This is a genomic window from Gordonia sp. NPDC062954, assembly GCF_044543825.1.
Lineage (GTDB): Bacteria > Actinomycetota > Actinomycetes > Mycobacteriales > Mycobacteriaceae > Gordonia > Gordonia tangerina.
Genome location: NZ_JBITWL010000008.1, coordinates 165055 through 184877, shown reverse-complemented (window position 1 = coordinate 184877; position 19823 = coordinate 165055). Strand labels below are relative to the sequence as shown.

Sequence of the window (19823 nt, the reverse complement as noted above, 5' to 3'; positions counted from 1 at the left end):
TCCTCCAGCGTCAGTCCTGCGGCTTGCTTGTCACGAATCGTTCGGATGCGACGACTCGCGCGTTAATCGGATCGCCCAGCCTCGCTCCCAGAGTGCGAGAGGCCAAACCAGGCGGCAGCGCCGCAGAGAACTTCAGCCCGGCCAGTGCGTTCGGCGCCACGTCGGGTTGCCGCCACTCGACCTCGGCCAGCTCGCGGCGCAAGTCGTCGCGGGTGATGCCGGGCAGCAACCGCAACGACTTCTCGTCCACACGCTGACGCGGATCGATCAGCCGTGGCAGCGACGCTTGCAACGTGCGGTTCGCGGCGGTGCCGGCCCATGTCCACCAGCGGCCGGTTCCCTGATCGGGTAGCACAGCCACTAGCCGGTCATCCGCAACCACACCGTCGAAGGTCGCCCGAAGGTCCGTGATCGCCGAGTCCGCGCGTCGGGTGAGGGTCACGCCATCAGGGGTGTCACCGAGCAACACGGCGCGCATCCCCCGGGCGATCTCGAACGACACGGTCCCGCCGAGCCCCGACCATTTGGCACGCCCGCCGGACTCCACCGGTTCGACGAAACAGCGGTGGCGTTGCCAATCGACATGCGTCACCGTCCACGACCGCCCACCTAGTAGCAGCACACGCGGCCCCTCGACTTCCTCGACGAGCAGGTCGGTGCCGATGGTGCCGACCTCGTTGCGGCCGGCGAGGACGGTGAACTCGGGTGGGGCGCTGAAGACGGCGGTCAGGTCCGAGAAGTAGCGGCGGCCGAAACGTCGCTCGGCTTCCGGTCCGATGTGCAGAAAATCGCCGTCACGCTCGAAGTAACCTTCGGAAGCAAGGAAAGTCATGATCTCGTCGGCGGCCTCGTCGAACACGGGTAGCGTGCCCCACCAGTCACGCCAGGTCGATCGGCCGATGCGGTGCTCCTGCAGGCACAGCGCCATCATCTGCTGCGCAGCGATGTGGCGGGGTGATGGCGGTGGCGTGATGGGCTCCACCCACCCGCTTGCCCACCGATGCAGCATCCCGAGTGCCAGGAGTTGCTGTTCGGGGTCGATGCACAGGAACAGGCAGTTACGCACGGTTCCCGAGCGACGCCCGGTGCGGCCGAGGCGCTGCAGGAAAGAAGCTACGGTGCGCGGGGATCCGATCTGGATGACGCGGTCGAGGTCACCGACATCGATGCCGAGTTCGAGGGTGGAGGTGGCGACGATGACGGTGTCGCGGGCGTCGGCGAACGCTGCTTCGGATCGTCGGCGTTCGGTCGCCGACAGCGACGAGTGCGACAGGAAGGTGTTCACGCCTCGATCACGCAGGGCGGCGCCGAGTTCCTCGGCACGCCTTCGTGAGTCGACGAACACCAACCTTTTCTCTCCCTGGTGGAGTGAGGCGATTACGGTGGCCGCGTTCTGCAGCGACCCGACGTGGTCGACGGTGATCTCGGGTGCCGGCGCGACCACGTCGGTCGGTGGCGACACCACGGTGTGGGTTCGGTCGGTGAATCCGCCCTGCAGCCAGCTAAGCAACTCGTCGGGGTTGCCGACGGTTGCGGAGAGCCCGATGCGTTGCAGCGGCCGGCGGGCGATGCGGGAGAGCCGTTCCAGTACGGCGAGCAGGTGCCAGCCGCGGTCGTCGCCGGCGAAGGCGTGCACCTCGTCGACCACGACGGTGCGCAGCCCGTCGAACAGCACGCGCGGGTCGACCTTGGTCGACACCAGCATGGCTTCCAGCGACTCGGGTGTGGTGAGCAGAATGTCGGGTCGTTCCCGCAGAATCCGCTGTCGGGCAGCCTGTCCGACGTCGCCGTGCCACACGTCGGCGCTGCGTCCAATCCACTGGGCGTAGGTGTGCAGGCGGGGTTGCAGGTTGTTCAGCAGCGCGCGCAGCGGGCAAACGTAGAGGACCGAGACGCCCTGCCAACCGTGTTCGGCCATTGCCGACAGCAGCGGAAACGTCGCCGCCTCCGTCTTGCCACCCGCTGTCGGGGCGAGCACCAGCGCGTCGTCACCGGCGAGGATCGGTTCGACTGCCGCAGCTTGACTCGGGCGCAGTCCGTCCCAGCGCAGGGTGTTCGCCAGGTGGTACTGCACTCCGGGGTGCAGTCGGTCGAACGGGTCGGTTGTCATCAGACGTCGAGGTCGATGTCGTCGGCCGACAGTGCTTCACGCTCCGCATCAGACAGTTCGGTGTCGCTGATTGCGATGTCGTAGTCGGTGTAGGGGTCGAAGTCGGGGTGTAGTTCGATCACGTCGAGCACGTCGACGAGTTTGCGTAGGAACAGCCGGGGTGCGATCCCCACCTTGCCGCCCAGGCCGCCCGCCACGGCTTCGGCGAAGCGTCGCAGGAACTCGTCGTCGGCGGTGTCTCGGACCCTATCGGCAGATTCGATTCCACTGCAGAACAGTTCCCGTACGCGCCCGCCGAGTTCCACCAGGCGGTCGACGTCGAAGCCGGTCAGACGCAACTGTGGGGCGCGGGGGTTATCGAAGCGCGGGTCGCGGGAGAAGTCGGTGTGCAACCGGTCGGCGAGCGGCGGCAGCAACTGGATCCCCTGCCTGCCTTCGAAGAACGCGGGTGTGCCGGTGATGAGCAGGTACAGCCCGGGGAAGTGCCCGTCGTGCACTTCGTCGACCAACTGCCGCAATGCGTTCAACGCTTTGGCGCGGGCGTCGGATCGGATGCGCTGCAACGTCTCGACCTCGTCGAGGACCAGCACAAGCCCGGCATTGCCCGCATCTGACAGGACTGCGAGCAACCCTCGCAGGAAGCCCAGGGCAAGATAGTGGTCGAGGTCGCCTTTGATCCCGGCGCGGCGTTTGACCGCGGCCGCCACGTGCGGCTGGCCGCCGAGCCAGGCGACGAGGCCGTCGGCGCCGTCGTTTTCGCCGTCGGCGATCATGCGCCGGTAGGCGCGGATGGCCATCGGGAACACCGGGGCGCTGGTGGCGACGGCGGCCAGGCGGCGTTCTAGCAACTCATCAATACCCACGCCCTGATTCGCGGCGTCGTCTTCGATGGTGAACAGCCAGGCGTCGAGGATGGGGCGCAACGCTGATGGTGGGATCGATGCGGTCCGTAGCGATTCGATGCTGCGCCGGTACACGGTTTCGAGTTTGTGTAGCGGCGTATCGATTTCGTTGATCTGCACCTCAGCGACCGCAAAGCCCCGCTTCATCGCTCGGTCACCGAGCCAGCGCGCGAAGAACGTCTTACCCGAGCCGTAATCGCCCCGGACGGCCTTGAACATGGCGCCGCCGCCCGCGACCACCCCCAGCTCGGTCTCGATCTCGGACTCGAACCGGCCGAGGCCGACGGCCAACTGGTCGAGGCCGTTGGACGGGACCGTCCCTCGCCGCAATGCGTCGAGGATCTCGCGTCGCCGCCGCGGCGACACCGCCGCGGTCACGAGCCGATCCCGAACTGTTCGCGCAGCAGATGCTCATCGAGGCGCACCACCGGCCCGTCGAGCGCCAGCACCTCATACCCTTCGACGTCGAGGACCCGTTTAATCTGCAGCAGCGCACCGGTGACCCGATTCTCGCCCAACCCGAGAAGCCGGGCGGCGTGCGCAAGGGGTAGTTCCCGGTTTGATGTGCCCAACAGACCGTCGATCAGCGCACCGGTCTGCGCCTCGGAGACCACGATCCGGCCCGCCAGCTTCCATTGAGAAGCGAACGCCGCAGTGCCGAGAACCTCGGTGGCGAGCGATGTTTGAGTGTTCGTGACGACCGGTTCGTCGTCGAACAGCGTTGGTGCCGTGTCCACCGGCTGTGTCCGGATCGTGCGCACCGGCGTGTCCGCATCGCTGGTGACGGGTGTATGCCACCAAGCGGGTTCGACGTCACCGATGGGTCGCAGGGTCGCCGGCACGTCACCGGTGTAGAGCCCGATCACCGGGACCACCGCCTCGGCGGGGGTGCCGCCGCCGTGGTAGCCAGCATTGACCGGTCCGTAGCGGATTGTCTCGTCGACGGCGAGCACCACCGCGTGATCGTTGGTGAGCACCCGCGGGCCACGCACCAGGGTCTCGCCGTCGGTGATGGTGTCGAGTTGGCCGTGGGCGCGTTGCCCGTAGTGGTTGGCGCGGGCCAACTTCACCGAGTCGCGTCGTTCGATGATGTGCCCGTGGTCGGAGGTGATGATCACTGCACGCCCGGCGCGTTGCGCGTCGCGCAGCAACGCGCGCAGGTGGGTGATGGTGCGCAACGACCAGTCGGTGCCGCCCGGGTCGGTGTGGTGCAGGGTGTCGTCCACGTAATTGAGGACCGCCGCGACCAGCGGACGGCCGGTCGGGTCGGCGATGGCATCGGCGACCTCGGTGGCCAGGTCGGCGCCGGTGGGCACCGTGTCGAGGGCCTTCTTGTGAAAGATGGGGTCGGCGCGGCCGGGTGCCGCCTGCAACCCCGCCTCGCGGATGGCGTCCAGGAAGCCGGCCCGCTCGGCGGTGTCCGTTCCTTCGCGGAGCTGCCCGCACAGCAGGGAGCATCGGCTGCGGCCGGTCAGCGTGGGCAGCACCGCCAGCGCGCCGGAGCGATGCGCCCCACCGACAGCCGCCTCACTCCAGCCCGCCTCCCGGGCAGCGGCGACCACGTCGATCGCCGCCGCCACCGACAACGCATCCACCACCACCAGCAGCGTCGGAGCGTGGGCTGCGAGCGGAAACACGATGTCGCGCAGCAAGTTCTCCACCAGCAGACCGGTGGGGTGCGGGGTGTCGGCGAGCGCGGCCGCGAACCGTCGGTCGATGGTGCGTCGCCGCGCGACGGCACGGTCGATGACGTGGGCGATGGCCTCGGCCAGGCCGCGATGGTCGACGCCGCGGCGCGCGGTGATGACCGCAGCGTCGACCCAGGCGCCGCTGCCAACGTGGTCGGCGGTCAGTGCGTCGAGACCGCCGGTGGCGTCGAGGTCGGCGACGAGCCAGCGCAACAGGCGAACCGCGGCCTCGGCACCGGCGAGTGAGGAATCCTCGGGTGCCAGGAAGTGGCGGGTCACCTCTTGCCATGCGTCCTGGACGCGGGCCGCCGCCGCGGAGGTCGGCGCGGTCGCGGGATCGTCCGGGATCGCATCGGTGATCGACTGCGCCAGTGTGTCGAAGCGTGCGGACAGGCCGTGCGGGAGGAGTTCGGAGGTGCGTGCCAGTTCGCCGATGCCGCGGTTGTTGACGTGTGCCGCAGCAGCGGTGAGGACGGTGTTCCTGGCTGCGGGGTCGAGTTGGCCGATGACGAGTCCGGCGGCGTCGTCGGACCAGTTGACGAGGTCGGTTTCGGTCAGCCCGTCGAGGGTGTAGTGGCCGAGGAACAGGCCGCGCGCCAACTCGCGTCCGGGGGCATCTCCGACCATCAGCCCGGCAACCAACCCCAGTGGCACCAGGTCCCCGATCCCGTCGGCGGCGAGCAGGCGGCCCACCACCGGGCCGAGGCGGCTGGCACGGTCGGCCAGCCACGCGGTGGCCGACGCCATCACCGCCGGACCACCGGCCGCACGCAGGTGCGCCAGATCGTCGGTTACGTCGCGGCGCAGGCTCCACTCGAGCACGGCCGACGCGTCGATCTCGACCTGCGGGTCGTCGGTGACCCGCAACGCCGCGTGCGCCAGTGTCGACATGGCGTGGTCGCGGGTGAGCACGCCACCCGGCGCGGGTGTCACGGCCGTGTTCGGCAGGGCAGCAAGCAGTCCGAGTGCGAGGCCGCGGTCGTCGGGCACCCGGTAGAGGGCGGGTTCGATGGTGTTGGCGGCGAACATCGATCGCAGCGCCGCCCACGGGTCCGGGGTGAGCAGCCGGTTGTCGATCAGGTGGGCGAGCACCCCGTCGCCCAGTTCCTTTTCGTCGACCGGGGTGAGGATCACCAGCCAGCCTTGGTCGTCGCGGGACTCGATCGCTTCCCACACCGCGAGCGTCGACGGGCAGCCCACCACGGTCACCGGCACGCCGTCGTGGGTGAACGTCCCGTCCTGCCAGGTGGCCGACGCACGTAGCCCGAGGACGCCACGGCGGTAGCGTTTGTCGACGGCCTGCTGCAGTCGGGCGGCGATGATCGGCCGGGTCGCGGTGAGGGTGCTCACTCGATCCACCACTTCACCCGTACCCGGGAGCCGTTGGTGGCCAACGCCTCCCGCAAGGAGGCGGCCAGCTCGTCGACGTCGGCGACACCAGAGACGTTGACGTCGTGCGTGGCGCTCGGCTTACCGGTGTCGGTCGAGCCGTCGTCACCCTCGTCGTCATCGTCCTCGTCGTCGCGCTTCGGCTGACCCTCCACCACCCAGTCGACGACCTTGCTCTCGATCCGGCCGACTTCGTCGCGCAGCGACCGGCCGGGGGTGACGATGAGCTCCTCGAGGCTGCGCACAATCGCGCGGGCCGCGCTGCCCCGCTCTCCGGCGAGGTCGCGGCCGGCGAGGACGGAATCAAGCAGCCGCCACTTGAAGGTGCGTAGCGCGACGGCGTCGGCACCGGCGTCGGCCCGAATCTGCCCGGCGGTCTGACCGGCGACAGCGAGCTGCATCCGGGCCAACATCCCGATCAACGCGACGTTGCCACTCGTCCCGGCGAGGTCGTCGAGGAAGGCAGCCAGTTCACGGACGGCGGCGAGCCGGTCGGAGTCGGCCACCTCCAAACCCAACGTGCGGTGCACGGAGGTCAGCTGATCGGCGACGTTCTGCAGTTCGGTGCGATGCTCGGCACTGCGGGTGCGGACGGCGTCGGCGAATTCGGCGACGTTGGCGCCGGTGAGGAAGGTCCGCGGCATCGTGTAGCCGAAGAGTTGGCTGGCATGCAGCCGCGCCTTCTCCCAGTCGGTCTCGTCGGGTAGCTCTTCGGCACGCAGTTCTATGCTCTCGCGCAGCGTGCCGAGTTTCAGCGATCGGGCCGGGGCGCCTGCGTCGAACCACGCTCGTTTGCGCAGCAACGCCCACGCCCACACGATCAGGTCGCGTGCTTCGGGCCGTAGACCCCAGGCGGGGGTGACGGTGTCGATGCGATGTTGCAGCAGTCCCACGGTCACCCGGTCGGCGTCGGCGGCGGCGCGGTCGAGTTCGCCGGCCCAGAACGCGAAGGTGTCCTCGCCGAACAGGTAGTGGTCTTCGGTGGCCTTACCGACCCGCAGCGGTTCGGCGATGCGTTGCACGGATTTGCGTTCCGTGCCCGGAAGCGTGGGCACCCGCCCGTTGCTGTCGGTGGCTGCCCGCTCCACATAGTCGCGCACCGTCTCGTACTGGCGGGAGGTGACCTCGTCACCGGGATTGATGTACTGCGGGTGCGCCGGATACACGGCGGTGAACGCCTGGTCGATCACCTTGTCGAAGGCGTCGTTGAGTGACAGCGCAGCCGGCAGTTTGGGGCTGAAGTCCTTGCTCAGCGAGATCAGCACCTCGGTGTGGCCGGGGTCGTCGACGAACATCTTGGGGTCTTGCGCCTCGATGCCGTAAGCCTGCCGTAGCAGCAGGTCGAACGAGGTGAGGATGCCGCGGTGCAGGTTCTCCAGGATGCCGCGCGCCTGCGCTCGATCCGACGCGGAGAGATGATCGGAGTTCTCCTGCCATCGTTCGCCGCTGCCGGTGAACAACCAGTCCAGCTTGACCAGCAACGCGAGATCGTCGAGGGCCTTGGCGGAGAAGAACTTCGGCAGCCACGCGATGCAGTGCCGGTCGCCGCCGGCCAGGAGTCGGTCAATGCGGGCGATGTCGTCGGCGGCGGAAAAGTTCTGTTCGTCGAACGGGTAATCGACGACGAGTTTCCAGGTGCCGGGCCGGTTGTCGAAGCTCTGTTCGGGCACCGATCCGGGATCGCGGATGTTGCCGAACGCCACGTCGACTTCGCGCCGCGACCCTCGCCAGGTGATGGTGCGGGTGGCGGCACCGACGAGGTCGTCCTGCGCGGTACTCACGCCGAGCGCCCGGTGGACGAGGGTGCGGATCAGCACGCGGCGGCGTCCGGCATTGTCCTCGGCCCGGATGCGGTCGAGCACCGACTGATAGTCGACGTCGGACAGTTGCACCCGGATGATCGGGTTGGCGCCCTCGGACACGGTGATCTCGGGGACGTCCTTGGCCCAGCCACGCACCACGCCGAGGACCACGCGGGCCTCGCCGCCACGCAGTTTCGAGCGGATCGACCCGTGATTGAGCGCCGCCAGGCGGGATGCGGTGATGTCCTGCAGCGCAGGCACCTTGGGGGCAACCGCCGACAGCAGCAGCGTCTTGGCGATCCGTTCATGTGCCCGGAAACCGACCGGCACCGACGCCGGATCGTCGTCGAGTTGTTCTTCGGTGACCTCGTGTGCGCGCAGCAGGATCGGTAGCAGTTTGGTGCGGTAGAGCTCGGAGGCGGCGGTGAACATGGTGCCGGCGTGCGAGTCGATGGGGGTGTTGCCTTCGACGATGTAGTCGAAGGCGTCGCCGACCGGGATCAGGTCGGCGGTGGTCAGCGTGTCGCGGCGGTCGACGAGCATCCGCTGCATCACCTTGAGGGCGGTGCGTTCGCGTTGCATCACCGACGACAGGTGCCGCAGGGTGGCGACCAGTGCCGGGGAGAACGGGTAGGTGAGCCGGAACTCCCGTTCGGAGGCGCCGGTGTGGCTGTCGGTGGCGTTCATGGTGTCGCGCAGCACATCCCACACTTCGGGGCTGCGGCTGACCGACCGGAAGGCCTCGTCGAGCACGGCGGCCGCGGCGTCGTCGCGGGGCCGCAGCAGGCGCGCGTGGGCAACTTCGGCGAGGTTGTCGTCGCCGAGTTCGATCTCGTAGAAGCGTTCCTTCTGGTAGTGGAAGGCCCGGTCGAGGGCGTCCTGTTCGGCGCCGGATGCACCGGCGTCGGCGAACCATTTGCGCAGGTCCATCTGCCGGGATACGAAGGACACCAACGGGATCGGGCGGCGGCTGCCGGACGATTCGACGAGTTTGGTGAGTTTCTGTGATTCGCGGGAGAAGAACTCGCTGTCGGTGACGGAGAACGCCAGCCACAGCACCAGCTCGTCGAGGAACAGTACGACGGCGTCGTAGCCGAGGGTTTGGGCGTGTTCAGTGATGGCGACGAGTCCGCGGTCGAGGTCGACGTAGGTGGCCTGTTCCACGAACGACCCGTAGTAGCTGCGCACCAGCGCCGACACCAGGGTGGTGCGTTTGGTGTCCTCGGGTGGCGCGGCGACCGCGGCCAGGTAGGTGTCGAGGTCCCAGGTGTCACCGCCGAGCACCGCACCCCATGCGTCAGCGGAGCCACCGCCGGTGTCTCCGCCGCCGAGGCCGGCGAGGAAGGCGTCGTCGCCGATCTGGCCGCGCAGCTTCTCGGCGTCCTCGATGAGGGTGTCGGTGACGTGGACGGCGGGCAGCGGTGCGTCGGGGTGCAGGCGGGCGATCTGGCGGAGGTAGCCGCGGAAGACCGCTTCCTCCAGGCTTTTTGCCCCGAGCAGGTGATAGGTGAGCCGCAGCACGGATTTGCCGTTGAGCTGTTCGTCGTAGCGGCCGGTGAGTGAGGTGTACTTCGCAGTGCGGGCGGCCGGATGGTTGCCGAGCAGGGCGTACAGCACGGCCATGAAGTGTGATTTACCGGAGCCGAACGAGCCGGTGAGGAACGCGGCGCGCGAGGTCTGGTTGTCGATGCCGTCGGCCACCAGGCCTAGCGCGGCGGTGAAGTTGGTTTCCAGCGATTCCGTGAGCACGTACTGGTCGAGGGTGGCCCGGATGTGCGCGTCGTCGTCGGTGCTGTCGGTCAGCCGCAGCACATAGTCGTCGCCGCCGGTGCGTTCGGGAATGTTGATGACATCGCGCAGCAGGGTCATGGGAGCTGCTCCTTGAGTCTGTCTGGTGACCAGATCTTATTGGCTATCTCGAGGAGCAGGTCAGACCGCTTCTCCTGCTCGTCCTTGCCGAAATGATCGAACGGCGTGAAGTCAAGCCCCTGTTCGGCAGTGAATTTCGCGAACTGCGGTTGGTGGTCGTACGCCGCCGAGGTCAGGCTTGCCGCGTAGAAGTTCTGTTTGGCGTAATGTGGCGCTTTGGCTTCGAATTCCTTGTCCTGGTAGCTGCGGTTGACGTCTGCCGGAAGCAGGAGGAGTCCCGACGCGTTGTCACGCCAGGCATCGAACTCGGCCGCCGAGTCGAAAATATCCGCGTACCGAGAGAACTTGTTGGCCCAGATGTGCTCTATGTCAAAGGGATTCTTTCGGGTACGGTCCACCAGTGTCGGGAAAGGGTCCGCGCGGCCAGCGCCCACATCGACATAGGCGGTCACCCGCGCCAAGAGATGGTAGATGTACCGTCGGCTGAACTGATTCAGGCGTAAATCTCCGATGCCGGATCTCCCACGACTGGGGCTGCCTTCAAACGTTGCGTCGTCTTGCGACAGCTTCTCTTGAAGGATTCCCACCAGCTCGTCTATCGGTTTGCGCCTAATGTCCTTGCACAGCAACCACATCGCGTAGTTAACCGCCGAATACCCCACTCGTACATAGTTGATTGTCCTGCGCATGACCCAGATGTCCAGGTAGGCGGCGGTGGCTTCGATCTTGCGCCGTACGGTCTCGGCGTCGTCCGTGGGCGCGAGGGGTGCCAGCAGAACCGTGTATTGCCAGGTGAACTCGTTGTGCGAATTGTAGAAGACGGACTCAAGCCCCGGCGTGTAGGTGCTCGCGGCTTCCAAGATCGACTTGTAGGCGCGTGCATAGAAGTCGAACTCTTCGGTCATCAGCCGCAGATTGGAGGTGCTGTCGCCGATGCCCAGGTGTGATGCGTTATCCCGGACCCATCGATGGAACGTGGTACCGATCAGTTCCCAGTCTTTGTCGGAGGCGCCGGCCCTTCGGTCGCGAATTGTCATGGCGTACTGCGCACGTAGCCAGGCCTTGATGACTATCGCGTCTCGGTCACCATCGGGATCGCTCGACCATGAAGTCAGATCAACTACTGTCCGCTTCCAACTTCGGTTGGCCTCAGCCCTCGCAGCTTCATCGTCGATAGGGGTCAGGAGGTACGCCTTGAGCATGTCCACAGGGCTCAGCGGCTTACCCCGATCGTTCATCGCTTCGAAGATCGAATACGCGTGAGTGTCCGAGTCCGTCGTGATCTCGATCAGACCGACGTTATTCAACAACCAATAGATGAAGACCGGCAGCGCATCGCCCAGCTCGTCAGCGAGGTCATACTCCTCGATGTCACGGTAGCGGGCGACGATGGTTACCGTGGACTCGTCTTTACCGTCCGGGTTGAAATCCTCGCCGTTGAAGAGAGCTTTGATCACAGGCGTTCGATCAGGGATATCGAGATTGAAGCTCTGATCACCGAGGTTATCCGAGAAGATGAGGCTTTCGATCGTTGAGGTCACCGAGTGACCTCGTTCCTTCACAGTCCGGTACAGATAGATGAGCAACAGGGTGAGTGACGTGACGCGCTGTTGCCCGTCCACGAGGTAACTCTTGGTCCCGCGTCGCGCCACGATGATCGACCCGAGAAAGTAGTCCGCGTAAGTGGCGGTTTGTTTGGGTCCATCGCCTTCGCGGTAGGAAGTCTCGAACTTGTTCTGCAGGTCGCTCAGCAGCTCCTGTATATGCGCCGTCTCCCATTTGTACTCGCGCTGATAGTCATCGATCGAATACGAGCGGCTTTGTAGGAGTTGGGTAATCGTCCTGTAGTGCGGCGAAATGCTACTCATCGCTGCGAGTCCTCCGTCTTCGTCTTGCGTGTGCGGCGTCCGCGGGTGGCGGCCGGTGGCCGCCATGCAGCGAGTTCGTCGGGTCCGATGCCGAGTTCGACGCTGTGCGAGCGCAGTACTTCGTCGATGGTGTCAGCGACCGATTCACCGAATTCGGGGTCGACCTCGCCGTGCCATTGCCGGACCCACGGCAGCAGTTCAGCCAGACCGGCAAGCATCGGCACCAGTTTGTCGCGGCTGGTCTGGTCCCATCCGTCGGCGCTGATGCGTTCGTCGATCGCCCCGGCGAGCGCGAGGGCCTGTTCGGCATGGTCCCAGCCTGCCCATCCGAGCAGCTCCGTCGGGTCCGAGTCGCGCCCGGCCCCCGGGTAGGCGATGAACCGTTCCTTGGGCACGTCGAGCTTGCCGCGTCGCGACCAATACGACGTCTTGCGGAAGTCGGATGTCCTGTAATTGGGTGGCACCGGTATCGGTGTGTTCAGCTTCTCGCCGGCGTCTTCGCGGCGCTGCAGCTCCCAGGCTTGTTCCCACGCTTCGCGTTTTGTGAGTCCGCTCGGCTTGTACCGCCATGCCGCCAGATACGGCACGCCTTCGTCGGCGAGGAGCTTTTCCAGCGCGGCACCGGTCGACAGGTCCGGGCTGCCCGCCCACATCCGCAGGACCTGGCGGAAGTCCTCGTCGCGGTCGAGGCGGTCGGCCAACTGTGCGACACTGCGCGGCGTCGGATGGCCGTCCTCAAACCACAGGTCTCTGTTCTCGATTCGGTCGAGAAGCCAGTGGCGCAGGGCTTCATTGACGCGCTTGTCCCACGGATCACTCGCCCACCGACGCTTGTGTTCCGGCCTCTCCAACAGGCGGATAACCGGATTCGACGCAATGGCGACGAGGCGGCGGTGAATCAGGTCACGATAGACGGAGGGCAGGTGTTCGGGAATCTCGGTAACCGGAATGGACTGGTGCCGCTCGAACCACACGGTGGATTCGCCATCAGCGAGAGCCCGCGCAAGCGCGATCTCGAAAGCCCTTTCTCCTAGGGCGATCCCAGGCAACTCACCGCCATGAGTGAGATCTTCGTCAATCAACCCATAGAGGCGGTAGCACTCCCAGTCGAGTTCCTCCTGCTGCGCGATCATCAAGGCACGAACACGCTGCGTCCCGGAACGCGCCGTTTCGAGCGCCTCGCTGGTCGGCACGGCGGCCACGGCGATGGCAGCCGGAGCATGCGCATCCAGTTTCTGCACGAGGTTGTCGAGGATGCGGGTACGTTCCAGTGGGTAGGACGACGGAAGCGGAAAGTTCTTCAGATTTGTGCCTGTGAACTCGTAGAAGACCTCCCACTCGTCGTGCATGAAACCACCTGAACCCGACTGGCTTCCCTTGTCGTGGCAGACCTGCTTGAGCCAGAAACACGCGACCGAGCTGTTGAGCACCCCGAGCAGCCGCAGATGGTCGTCCTCGCTCGCCCCCTCCGGCAACTTGATCACCGGCGCGGAACGATTGAACACCTTGCCGCCGCGGTCCAGGACGAAGTGGTTGTGCGTGGCGACGAAGGCGAAGGTGATGGAGAGTTCCGACGTGTGCTCATCTCTTGGTAGTTGATGCCAGGCGTACCAGTCCCGTCCACTCGTGAAGTACGTCCCACCTCCGAATGTTGATCGGGAGCCCAGTGTCGTCCGGAAGCGCCAGAGGTATCGATCCACGGCACCACCCATCGCGGGCAAGCTGAGGATCGAACCGCCGTCTGAGTACGGGAGGAGTGCTACTTCCGATGATGCCGCATCCCAATCACGCACTTCGTCCCCGCGTGATGCCAAATGCAACGCCGGGGAACCCGGTAGTCGCCGCGCATACCCGTCCGGAAGAAAGAAGATTTCGTCTGCATGGCTGTCACCGAAGAAGCCAATTCGCTTCTGAAGGTGTCGCAGCGATGTGTTAGTTGCTTCCTCGATCGCTTTGAGTGTCTCGGGCGCTCCGCCCCCGGAAAGGCTCCACGGATGAGCACCAAGGCTGGCACGCGGTAGATCGGCGACGCTGATCCAGCCACTCTCGAATCCCGGCTCGTCGACGTGATCCACGATCGCTGACCACACAAGCCCCTTCGCTGGCTCATCGGGCCTGCCAGGTTCACCACGCACACCGAGAACGGCACGCACTGTTTCTCCGACAGGGGATCGGTTGCGTCCCACAATGATCACAGTGGGAGTTCCGTGTCCCGGAATGTAGGCGCCAGACGTATCGATGACACGTTTGAGATCACGCGTCACTAAGAACTCTTCGATCAGCTTCGACCCGAACTCGCGTTTCATGAACGAGTTCGAGGTGATCTGACCGACCCAACCAGGCTTCTCCACGCCACCCTTGGCGAGGTCATGAAACAGCTCCATGAACGGGACTGTCAGGGCGTACTGACGGTGACAGGTCGAATACAGTTGCCGGTAGGTCTGATTCAGAGCCGAATCCTTGACCACGATGTAGGGCGGGTTCCCCACTACGGCGTCGTGTTCTCGCTGCAGGATCGCCTTCAGCGCTTCCGCGTCTTCGGTTGAGAGCGCCAGGCGTTCTCGCCCCGTGCCCCACATGTCGTCGTCGAGAGCTTGCTGCCGAGCACCCCACAACAACGAATCACCCGCAGCGAGATTCAGTTGGATGTCGATCAGCTTCTCGATCGACTTGTCGCCGCTGGCGTGGAGTGCTTCGACGAGGAGCCGGAAGCGTGCGATTGCGATGGCGAACGGGTTGATGTCGACGCCGTACACCGATTCGAGAGCGCGCTGTACCAACACCCGCTGTCCCAGGGCAGGGGCTTCGCGCTGCCAGCGGTCGAGGAGTCGGTGGAAGGCGCCGAGCAGGAAGTGTCCGGAGCCGCAGGTGGGGTCGATGACGGTGAAGCCGTCAAGCGGCCGTTCGTCGAGTGCGGGTTCGAGGGTCTGGTCGAGGATGAACTCTTCCACGAACTCCGGTGTCTGCAGGAGCGCGTAGGTGTCCTTCGCAAACTCGGACAGATCCTGATAGACGTCGCCGAGGAATCGGGTGTCAACACCGGTGAAACTCCAGCGCGGCTCGCCTTCAGCGTCTTTGTCCCACCAGAACTCGAGCAGTTCGCGGGCGGCGTCACCCGAGGGCGCGACTTGGTGCATCGGCGAGTACAAGTCGACCAGACCGCGAGTCGCATCCAGCGTCGAAAAGTGGTCGGCGATAGTGGTCAGCCAGTCCCGGTCGGTGTGTTCGGGATTGGCGGCGAAGTAGGTGCGTCGTGCGTCCAGAGCCTCCTGGCGGGAGTCTGCGTCCGGCCCACCGATCCACGCCTTCGACACCAGCGTGTTGTCTTCGCAGTAGCGAGCGAACACGGTGAGCAGCAGCCAGGCCACCGCCGACTGGGTCACCCGCTCATCGCGCCACGCCTGCCACGATGCGGCGGTGCGCTGCGCGGACAACGCCTCAGCGTGCTCGGCGTGCCACAGCGCCGCAACCGCCTCCTGGCGAGCCGAGACGTCGTCACCGTCGACCCGGGCCCGCAGGTCATCTTCGAGCCGACCCAACTGTGTGCGCAGGGCCTTCACCAACTCGGCCGCAACAAACGCCACGGTCACACCACCTCACTCGTTTCCGTGTCGTCGTCGTGCGTCTGTGCCGTGTCGTCCGCCGGTGACCACACGACGAATTGCCCTCCTGGAGAACCTAATTGGATGGGTTTTCCGTCCACCATGGCGCCGCGCTGCCCCCGCAACTGCGGAACCACGACCCACACCGGGCGGCGGCGGGGCGCTGAGAGATCACTCAGGTGAGCCAGCACGTCGAGGTAGCCGTAGCGGGCCAGCGGCGAGAGCTCTCGCAGGATCAGCGGGCCGCTGCCGGGCGGCACGTCGTCGGAGAACACCTGCTGCTCCAGCTCGGTGCGGAACTGCGGCATCACCTGATCGAGAACCGCCCGAAGCCCGCGGGCGTCGCGGGTGCCGGATTCTGCGGCGTCGGCGCTGCGAACCAGATCCCACGGCAACCCCTTGGCCGAGGAGAACTCTCGCATCTTCGTGACGATGGCACCGGTCACGTCCAGGAGCTCGCCGTGATGGTCGCCGGCGAGGGAGTGCGCGACGGCATCGTGCTCGCCGGGTCGGTGCACCGGTACGCCGATGACGACGAACCCGTTCTCCCGCAGGGAGGTGGCCAGCATGTCACGTTGGGCTCGGACGTCGCCGCCGGTCCACTGCGGTTCGGTGGCTTCGGGGCTGGAGCCCTGGTGGGTGGCCGGTCGGGTGTGTAGGGACGTCTGGCTTGGTGGCGCCTGCGTCTCGTAGCGGTAGCGCGAACGCGTCTCGTCCCAGGAGAGTCCGAGTTCAGCGCGCGCGACGATCGGATCGAGATGGGGGCGTTGCGGTAGTCGATCCAGATCGGGGAAGCGCGCCGCCACCCGAGCTCGCACCTCCCCCGCGGTGAGTTGTTCGGTCTGCGCGAGGCCGCCGAGCGCAAGTCGCAGCGCGGCGGTCGGTTCCATGGTGCGCGAGTGCAATTCGCCGCGACCGGAGACCGCGGTGTTGCGCGAGATCGCGGCGGCCAGCCGTACCAGGCGGGCGTCACTCGGTACCGGAACCGGAGTGCCCGGGTCGGTGGCGCTGCGATACGCGCGGCTGAAGCTGCGGCCGAGTTCGCGGACGGCGGTGCCGGCGGCGACAACCCCGTCGGAGGTGCCGGTCGAGTGCGCGGCGGTGACCAGTTCGTCGGCGCGTTTGGCGGCGGCTTCGGCGGCGGCCAGCAGTTTCTCGTCGTCGGCGACTAGGGTGAGCCGGCCGCCGTGGCGGCGCCGCACCAGTTGCCGGTCACCTTCGGCGGATTCGTGCTCGGTCAGCCGGTCATAGGCGACCCGCAGCAGGCCGGCGGCCGCGCGTTCGCGGCGGGCCCGTTCGGCAACGTCCGCGGTCCCGGAGTCCGCTTGCGGCAATCGGCCGCGGATTTCGGCGGTCAGTGTGGAGATCGCCACCACGCCACCGGAGTCGCGGAGCACGGTGTCGGCGACGTCGAGCACACCGTCAAGCAGAGTGCGGGTGTCGGAGTTGCTGCCCCAATCGGCTTGCAGCTCCTTGAGGAGCTGGTGGCCGCGCGGCAGGGTTTTGTCCAGCGCCGTGGCGAGTTCGTGGCCGCTGGCAAAGGCATCGAGTCCGGAACGAGTGCCGAGCAGCATTTCCGCGGCGTGGCGTCGGGTACTGGCGCGTTGGGTGCCGACCGCGTCGAGGAGCAGGGTCACGGCGTCGTCGAGCCCAAGGAGGTTTTGCGTGCTGGTCGAGGTAAGGCGCTTCTTCTTGGGGTCGAGCTTTTTGACCCACGCCTGGTAGCGGTCCAGGATCTCGCGGCGGGTCGGTTTGGCCTCCTTGGCGACCAGCCGGTTGAGCCGGGTGGAATCCAGTGCCAGGAGTTCGCCGACGGTGGTGACCTGTGCTGCCGCGAGGGCGGATATGGCGCGGGCGGTGAGGCCTGCGGCCTGCAGGGTGGTCGACGTGGTGACGTCCGTGCTGACATCGGGTTCGGTTGTCGCCAAGTCCAGTTCGGTGAACACCTGCCGCCAGATGCGCAGCATGTCCTCGGCGGTGTCGGGGCGGTTTGCCGCGTTGCGGGAGAGGGCGGCGGTGAAGAAGGTGGTGAGCGCACTGGCCACGGCCGGTTCGAACATGTCCGGGGTGACGGTCGCATCGTCGTCGGTGGCGGCCGGGTTGACCTCAGGGTCGGTGCCGTAGCGGGGTGCCTGCCCGGTGGCCATCTCGAAGAGAACCACGGCGGCGCCGTAGCGTTCGGCGGCGGTGTCGTATTGGCGGCGGCCAGCGAGGCCGAGAAAAGGGTCCAGGTAGGGCGGGGTGCCCGCTTCGATGTTGCGCGGGTCGACGCCGGCCATGGAGAAGTCGAACAACATCAGGTGAGTGTCGGCGCGGTTGCTGGAGGCGAACACCCCCAGGTTGGACGGTTTGAGGTCGCGGTGCATCACGCCGGCGCGTTCGAGCGCGACCAGCGCCTGCAGTAGGTCGGTGCCCCACCGTTCGAGCAGGTCGATCGACAGTCGTCCGGCCTTGGCGGTGAGTTCTTCGGCAAGGGTGGTGCGGCCGGCGTATTGCACCACCAGGGCGTCGCGGCCGCCGACGGTGACCTCCGAGGACAGTTGCACGATCCGCGGGTCGTTGAGTTTGCCGAGGAGGTGGGCTTCGTCGTGCAGGCGGCCGGCGGCCTCGTCGTCGCGGGCGACTTTCAGCACGCGTTCGGCGTTGCCGGCCCGTCGGTCGATCACCAGGATGCCGACTGCGGTCGATCCGGCGCCGAGCCGGCGCTTGTACTCGAATCGTCCGTCGCCGAGGTCGTCGCCCGGGCCGGCTTCCAGGGGGTCGGAGCCGGTGTCGGGTTGGGTGAGATCGCGGCGCACCTGCTCGAGTCCGTCGAGCAGATCAGCCATCGTCGAGAACCGTTCGGCCGGAACGGGGTGGGTGGCGGTGAGCACCCAGTTGCGTAGCGCCGACGGGGCCTGCGGCATGTCGGCGGCGAGGTCGAGCCCGTGGTCGCGGCGCAGCCGATCCATCAGTTCGCCGCGTTCGGTGGCCGGTGCCCGGCCGCCGGTCAGCAGGTAGAACGCGAGTGCACCCACCCCGAACACGTCGAGGCGTGCCGGGTCGGTGGACTTCATGTCCTCGGGGGCGGCGAACAGCCGGGCCTGATCGCTGAGCGCGCCGGCCATCAGGCTCAGTGCGCCGGCGGTGAGTCGGGTGACCCCGGATTCGGCGTTGGCCGGGAGCACCCCGGCGGTGTCCCAGTCGGTGACCTGCGGTTGCACGTTGTTGCTGCGGGTGCGGATGGTGATGGCGCGCGGGTTGAGCGTGCGGTGCACCACGCGGTGGCGGTGTGCGTACTGGATGATCTCAGCAATTTCGGCGATCAGTTCGAGTTGGTCGTCGAGGGTGAGTCGGCTGCGGTTGTCGGCGAGCCACAGGTCGAGGCGGGCGTCGTCCTTTGACTGGGTGAACACCAGGCCGATGCCGAGTTCGGGTTCTTTCACCACGTCGACCGGGACTTGGAGGCCGTCGCGCCGCAGCCGAGCCAGCAGTCGGTATTCGTGTTCGACGGCGCGTGCCTGGGCGTGCTGGTCGGCGGAGGTGGCGCCGGGTCGGGGCAGGTAGAAGCGGATGCGGGCGTGGCGTTCGGTGTCGACGTGATGGAACGCCGGCCAGTCCTGCCAGCCCTCACCGTCGCCGAGGGGCTCCTCGTCGATCACCCATGACCCGACTTCACGCTGCCGGCGCGGCGCCAGCCCGATCGCCTCCATCAGATCCCGGATGAGAAGCGACTTCTCTTCGCTGACCGGTTCATGCCGCGGCGTTTGCAAGAGCCGCTGCCCGATACCGGTCAGTCCGCTGGTGCGTTCGTTCTCGTCGAACCCGTAGATGTTGATCGTCGAGCTTGCGGGCATCTCGCAGACGAGGTCGGGGTGGTGCAGGAACACCAACTCCTGCACGTACGGGATGACCTTGCCGGCGCCACGCTGCCCTGTTCTCTCCTCGATCCGATCCTTGAGCAGCGACTTGAAGTACTGCGCTTTGCGACGCGCCAGCAGTAGTGGTGAATCCTCGGACCGGTATCCGGCGCGTTGCCACACGTGGTCGTTGCCGCGTAGCACACCCTTGTAGTACTTCAGTTCGATCAGATACAGCGTGTCGGCGGCGAGGACCAGCAGGTCCACCTCGTGCCAGCGCCCGCGGTTGTCGCGGAACTCGAAGTTCGACCATGCCCGGAAGGGAGGGCTGTCGGGCAGCAGTTGCTTGATGTAGGCGAGGCCCTTCGCCTCATGCTCGAACTGCGACGGTGAGATCTCCACCCACCGTTCGTCCTGCACCGATCACACCTCCGGAACGCATCGTGATGTCTGACTCAATCTAGCGCGAGACGCCGGAGCAGACAGGGTGGGGTGAGGGTATTCGTACGGACTGACATATGGCGGGGATTGGTCGTTTCAGCTGGGTGGCGACGCGACATGACGGCCGAGCACCGCTGACAGTCGGACCGGAACCGCGCTAGGAGGCATCGCCTTGATACGCAAGGCGGCTCGGGCCGCATCACACCGCTCACCGGCCTGCACCGCGGCCGCCTCATGCAATTGCCACGGTCCGGTCCGCGGCGCCTCGGTGACCGTCGTCGCCCGTACCGGCGACGACGGTGAAATCTCGCAG

The 19823-nt window shown here is 66.5% G+C and carries 7 protein-coding genes; all 7 read right to left on the bottom strand.

Annotated elements, in window-relative coordinates; genetic code table 11:
* Positions 1–10: 10 nt before the first annotated feature.
* From ACIGKQ_RS10865 to pglW, 7 genes are read right to left on the bottom strand one after another with little or no spacing between them, the layout of a single operon-like run.
* Positions 11–2110 (bottom strand): DEAD/DEAH box helicase, encoded by a 2100-nt coding sequence (locus ACIGKQ_RS10865; protein ID WP_396573585.1) that lies wholly within the window; start codon positions 2108–2110, stop codon positions 11–13.
* Positions 2110–3390 carry a BREX system ATP-binding protein BrxD gene (gene brxD, locus ACIGKQ_RS10860; protein WP_396573583.1) on the bottom strand — a complete coding sequence of 427 codons (1281 nt, stop codon included), beginning with the start codon at positions 3388–3390 and terminating at the stop codon, positions 2110–2112. Before brxD ends, ACIGKQ_RS10865 begins: the two co-directional genes overlap by 1 nt.
* Positions 3387–6050 carry a BREX-2 system phosphatase PglZ gene (gene pglZ, locus ACIGKQ_RS10855; RefSeq protein ID WP_396573581.1) on the bottom strand — a complete coding sequence of 888 codons (2664 nt, stop codon included), beginning with the start codon at positions 6048–6050 and terminating at the stop codon, positions 3387–3389. The genes brxD and pglZ overlap by 4 nt, the downstream gene beginning before the upstream one ends.
* Entirely contained in the window at positions 6047–9760 is a 3714-nt protein-coding gene (locus ACIGKQ_RS10850) for a phage resistance protein (protein WP_396573579.1), read from the bottom strand. Before ACIGKQ_RS10850 ends, pglZ begins: the two co-directional genes overlap by 4 nt.
* Positions 9757–11628 carry a DUF262 domain-containing protein gene (locus tag ACIGKQ_RS10845; protein WP_396573577.1) on the bottom strand — a complete coding sequence of 624 codons (1872 nt, stop codon included), beginning with the start codon at positions 11626–11628 and terminating at the stop codon, positions 9757–9759. Before ACIGKQ_RS10845 ends, ACIGKQ_RS10850 begins: the two co-directional genes overlap by 4 nt.
* Positions 11625–15218, bottom strand: coding sequence for a BREX-2 system adenine-specific DNA-methyltransferase PglX (gene pglX / locus ACIGKQ_RS10840; protein ID WP_396573575.1), 3594 nt, complete (start codon positions 15216–15218; stop codon positions 11625–11627). The genes ACIGKQ_RS10845 and pglX overlap by 4 nt, the downstream gene beginning before the upstream one ends.
* Positions 15215–19489, bottom strand: a complete 4275-nt coding sequence (gene pglW / locus ACIGKQ_RS10835) for a BREX system serine/threonine kinase PglW (RefSeq protein WP_396573573.1) — start codon at positions 19487–19489, stop codon at positions 15215–15217. The genes pglX and pglW overlap by 4 nt, the downstream gene beginning before the upstream one ends.
* Positions 19490–19823: the final 334 nt, after the last annotated feature.

What these genes read in the sequence shown, in the direction of transcription:
- ACIGKQ_RS10865 (WP_396573585.1), bottom strand. Translation starts at nt 2,110, where the DNA reads ATGACAACCGACCCGTTCGACCGACTGCACCCCGGAGTGCAGTACCAC.
- ACIGKQ_RS10850 (WP_396573579.1), bottom strand. Translation starts at nt 9,760, where the DNA reads ATGACCCTGCTGCGCGATGTCATCAACATTCCCGAACGCACCGGCGGC.
- ACIGKQ_RS10845 (WP_396573577.1), bottom strand. Translation starts at nt 11,628, where the DNA reads ATGAGTAGCATTTCGCCGCACTACAGGACGATTACCCAACTCCTACAA.